Below are 4771 nucleotides of genomic sequence, written 5' to 3' on the forward strand. Positions count from 1 at the left end.
CACCGCCGGGTAACATCGTCATCTGGCGTGGCTTGTCGCGCCTGAACGACCTCAGGATCGGTGCAGAAATGGCCAGACTTGTGGGTAATTGAAAGGCTCGCCGGATGCTTACGGATTGCGCACGTCGCATCCCATGCGTAATCCGACTTACCGCCGCTGGCTGACGGGGACCGGCATATCCTTGCTCGGTGATCAGTTCTATGTGGTCGCGCTTCCGTGGCTTGTGCTGCAAACACTGGGATCGCCGGCATACCAATTCTGCCTTGTCAGAACCCATGTGCCCATTGGCGTAGCCCGAGGGACATGATGCGCCATGGCTGGTCGACGAGCTGGTTCCAGGCGTGGCAGCAGATATCGACGATGTCGTCATAGGTTCTGAAGATTCGGTTTGACAGCCAGGTGTTGCGCATGAACTGCCAGACGTTTTCCACCGGGTTCAATTCGGGCGAGCGTGGCGGGAGCGGCAGGATGGTGATGTTGGCGGGGATATTGAGTTTCGGGCTGGTATGCCACGCTGCCTGATCGACGATGAGAACGGCATGGGCACCCGGCGCCACGGCCTGGGAGATCTCGTCGAGATGCCGGTTCATGGCGTGGAGGTTGCACCAGGGCAGGACGAGGGCGGCTCCCTTGCCCAGGGCCGGGCAGATCGCGCCGAAGATCCAGGCCGAGCGCGTACGCTGATCGGCGGCTGCCCGTGGGCGGGTGCCGCGCCTGGCCCAGCGGCGCGTCAGCCTGGTTTTCTGGCCGACCCGCGCTTCGTCCCCCCACCAGAGTTCGATCTCCTGGCCGGGACGCCGGACCCGGATCGCTGCGAGCATGGTGGGGAAATCTTTTTAAAAATGTCCTGCGCTTCGGGGGTCTGGGCATAATGCCGAGGGCGGGCCGTCAGGAGACGAAAATCGTGACCACGCACGATCTCGCTCATGCGGGCGACGGAGAGACGGACGCCGTATTCCTCATGCAGCCATGCGCAGAGATCGCACAGACGCCACCGCGTCACGCCATGCACAGCCGCAATCGGCCCTGTCTCGATCCGAAGCCCCAGCCCAGACTATAGAACGCTGCTTTGCAAGACCCATAATACCGACGTGCGGGAGGTTCTCTACCCCTGGCACCCCTGGTTTGGGCGTCGGGTGTGCGTCGAGGAGACGATTGAGCGGGGCGGTCAAGTCCGTTCCCGCTGCCGCCTGTCCGACGCCGGAGCGGTCAGGCTCCTTGAATTGCCGGCATGGATGCTTGATCGCGCGGCTTGCGCTGGGATGCGGCCGGCTCCGGATCCGAGCGTGTCCCTGGGGGCGCTTTATGATCTGCGATCGTTACTGACGGGCTTTTTGTCGTCGTATCCATCTGAAACCGTCGCAGGCTTCTCTTCTGACCGGAATCGGAGAGAGGACCATGCGACACGACGGACGACAGCGCTCCCGTGTGGGGATCATATCGGCGCAGCCGGATCTGTTCGGAGACAAGAGGGCCGATCCGCCCTGTCCGAACCTGATCTGGAAGGACCTCCCCCCCGCAGGCGCGGAACGATCTGCAGTCGATGATGGCCCGCCTGATCCTCGATCACGTGCGCGGTCGCGGACCCAGCGCCGTGCAGGAGGCCCGCGATGAGCCGTGACAAGATCAGCCCCCGTCATCTGGAGCGCAGGGCAATTCTGTATGTGCGGCAATCATCTGCGCACCAGGTGCAGCACAACCGGGAAAGCCGCGCCTTGCAATATGCCATGCGCGAACGGCTCGCCCACCTGGGCTGGCAGACGATTGACGTGATTGACGACGATTTGGGCTGTTCGGCGGCAGGCGGCGTGACGCGCGCAGGTTTCGACCGCATGGTGGCCGAGGTCTGTTTGGGCCGCGTCGGTGCCGTCGCGGCCCTGGAGGTCTCCCGGTTCGCCCGGAACAGTCGCGACTGGCAGCAACTCATCGAAATGTGCCGCGTCGTCGACACGCTCCTGATTGATCAGGAGGCCATTTACGCACCGCGTGTCGGGAATGACCGGCTCCTGCTCGGTCTGAAGGGCAGCCTGAACGAATACGAACTGGACCTTCTGCGGCAGCGGTCCCTGACGGCGCGTTATGAGAAAGCGCGGCGTGGCGAACTCGTGGTGGGGGCGCCTGTCGGGTTCGTCAAAACTGGAGACCGTTATGAGAAAGATCCTGATATGCGGGTTCAGGAAGCTATCGGTCTCGTTTTTGACAAGGTCGCCGAACTCGGCAGCGCACGGCAGGCACTCCTGTGGTTTCACACGCATGACCTGGATCTGCCGGCACGACGTCGGAACGGCGATATTGTTTGGCGACGGCCAGACTATGCCACCATCCATCGCATGATCGTCAATCCGATCTATGGCGGCACCTATGCCTATGGCAAGACCGGCGTGGCCGCGTCGTATGACGACAGCGCTTTCAATGCCCAGCGCCAGCGCAAATCACGCGAAAACTGGCTTGCTCTGATTCCTGGCACGCATGATGGTTATGTGAGTTGGGACAGGGCAGAGGCGATCCGCCGCATGGTGAGCGAGAATGTGCCGACCGGACGCCATCATGGCGCGCCCAAACACGGCGACGCGTTGCTGGCGGGCCTTTTGCGTTGTCAGCGGCGCGGACGCAAGCTGACGCTGCGCTACACGGGAGCCAAACATAATATCCCGCGCTATAGCTGTGTGCGCGGCTGGCTCGATAGCGGGGAGCCGCGCTGTATCGCCTTTGGTGGATTGCGGGTCGATGACGCGATCGAAACAGCCCTGCTCGACGTCGTAGAGCCGGGCGCGATCGAAGCTGCCGTCACAGCTCAGGCGGCCATCAATGAGCAGCGCGACCAGATACGCGAAGCTCTGGCGCGCGATCTGCAGGCGGCCCGTTACGAAGCGGACCGGGCATTCCGCCAATACAATGCAGCCGATCCGGAGAACTGGAACGGCGATGGAACGCTGCGCTGACCGCTGCGGCCGCGATCGAGCAGAGGATCGTCGGCCACGACGCGGCGCGAGGACAGGACCCCGCATGCGAACCGCTCTCGTTGCTGGAACTCGCGCACGATCTCAAATCCGTCTGGCAGGCGCCGGCGACGAACGTCCGTCTCAAAAAACGGATCGTCCGGACATTGGTGCAGGAGGTTGTTGCCGATCTCGATACCGAAACGGCGGAGACCGTTCTTGCCGTCCATTGGACAGGGGGCATCCACACCGAACTCCGCCTGCCTCGCCGCCGGCGCGGCCAGCGCAACAGCACCGGCGCCGACATTGTCGCGGCCGTGCGCGATCTCGTCCGTATCGCAAACGACGACCTGATTGCCAGCCTCCTGAACCGCAACGGGCTGCGGACAGGGAATGGAAACCGCTGGACGCGCGAGCGGGTGACTTCCATGCGCTCGCATCATCGGATTCCAGTCTATCGGGCCACACCTGAAGAAGAAAAGTCATGCCTCAATCTGGGTGAAGCCGCGAAGCTGCTCGGCATCGCCCCCAAAACCTTACGGCTTGCCGCCGAGGCCGGAAAGATCGCCGCAACGCACCCATTGCCCGACGGTCCCTGGATATTCGAGCGACATATCCTCGATAGCGACAAAGCGAAGCTCATCGCCCACCAGGCAAGAACACGACGTAATCAGCTTGCAGGACAAACACATGCACAAGAAAACTTATTCGAAACAGTCATATAGACAGATGGGTGTTGTGAAGCAGGATTGTAATGGGCGATCCATCCGGCAAGCCCGGCCCTGAGCTCTGATCCGGTTTCGAACGCGTGCAGGTAGACGCATTCGTATTTCAGCGACCGCCACAGACGCTCGATGAACACGTTGTCCAGCCATCGTCCGTGACGAAAGGCCCATTGTATCACCTGTCCGGATTGTATGCATGCGGTGCAGAGGGACCCGAAAGTACGGGACATCTTCGTTGAAATGGGATATACATGACGCATATCCATGGGGAGGAATATTTGATGCTGACCCGTACGACACTCTTTATGTCCAACCGCTCGCAGGCAGTGCGTCTACCGAAGATGGTCGCCTTCGGGGAACAGGTGCGTGACGTCGTCATTGTGTCCGAAGGTTCACGACGGATCATCGCCCCCGTTGACGCAGCGTGGGATGATTTCTTTGCGGCTCCCGGGGTGGATCTGGGGGAACGGAACCAGCCGGCCATGCAGGAACGTGAGACGCTCTGAATGCTGCGTTACCTGCTGGATACGAACCTCTGTATCCGCGTGTTGCGGGATCGGCCACAGGGGTTGCGTCCGAGGTTCAACAGCTGTGCGGAGGAACTCTGCATTTCGGACGTGGTTCTGTATGAGCTGCTTTATGGCGCGGAACGTTCGTCCGATCCCATGCGCACAAGGCGTGAAGTCGAGCGCTTCGTGGCAAGGCTGGCAGTCCTGCCATTCGACAGTGAAGCAGCCGCCCATACGGCAGACATTCGGGCCGAACTTGAACGGAATGGCCGTATCATAGGTCCGTATGATCTCATGATTGCCGGGCATGCCCGAAGTAGAGGGCTGATTGTTGTGACCGGAAACCTTCGGGAATTCCAGCGGGTGGAGGGTCTTCGAACCGAGGACTGGCTGACTGACACGGTCTGACCGGGAAAGGCGCAGTGAGACAGAATATTGATAAAAACTATTGTTTATCAATCGACTATGTCATGCGGCGAGCCTCTCCACGGGTGCTGTCACGTTAGAGCGTTTTCTGCACGAACTGAATCGTTAGGGATTCCCCTTGGCGGCGTGATCTGATTCAAGATGAGAGCCGGGAAGGGGGCTGGCTTTGGAT

At 61.0% G+C, this 4771-nt stretch carries 4 protein-coding genes and 2 pseudogenes; 4 read left to right on the top strand and 2 right to left on the bottom strand.

Annotated elements, in window-relative coordinates; translation table 11 throughout:
- Positions 1-266: 266 nt before the first annotated feature.
- Positions 267-1039 (bottom strand): annotated as a pseudogene (locus EDC31_RS17125) (IS630 family transposase); the annotation flags it as partial.
- A 571-nt stretch (positions 1040-1610) separates the two neighbouring features.
- Here EDC31_RS17125 and EDC31_RS18300 point away from each other — a divergent pair.
- Together EDC31_RS18300 and EDC31_RS18305 are read left to right on the top strand one after the other, a co-directional pair.
- A complete protein-coding gene (locus EDC31_RS18300; protein WP_042061747.1) occupies positions 1611-2942 on the top strand; it encodes a recombinase family protein in 1332 nt (443 codons plus the stop codon).
- Between the two features lie 80 nt (positions 2943-3022).
- Entirely contained in the window at positions 3023-3664 is a 642-nt protein-coding gene (locus tag EDC31_RS18305; RefSeq protein ID WP_239641751.1) for a MerR family transcriptional regulator, read from the top strand.
- Here the strand turns inward: EDC31_RS18305 and EDC31_RS18420 are convergent.
- A pseudogene (locus EDC31_RS18420) lies at positions 3610-3819 on the bottom strand (integrase core domain-containing protein); the annotation flags it as partial. The gene EDC31_RS18305 and the pseudogene EDC31_RS18420 overlap by 55 nt on opposite strands.
- Before the next feature lie 96 nt (positions 3820-3915).
- Here EDC31_RS18420 and vapB point away from each other — a divergent pair.
- Together vapB and vapC are read left to right on the top strand one after the other, a co-directional pair.
- Entirely contained in the window at positions 3916-4170 is a 255-nt protein-coding gene (gene vapB / locus EDC31_RS17140; protein WP_456304006.1) for a type II toxin-antitoxin system VapB family antitoxin, read from the top strand.
- Positions 4171-4581, top strand: a complete 411-nt coding sequence (gene vapC, locus EDC31_RS17145) for a type II toxin-antitoxin system tRNA(fMet)-specific endonuclease VapC (protein WP_042061749.1) — start codon at positions 4171-4173, stop codon at positions 4579-4581. It begins immediately after the preceding gene.
- Positions 4582-4771: the final 190 nt, after the last annotated feature.

It is taken from the genome of Acidomonas methanolica, assembly GCF_004346035.1.
Lineage (GTDB): Bacteria > Pseudomonadota > Alphaproteobacteria > Acetobacterales > Acetobacteraceae > Acidomonas > Acidomonas methanolica.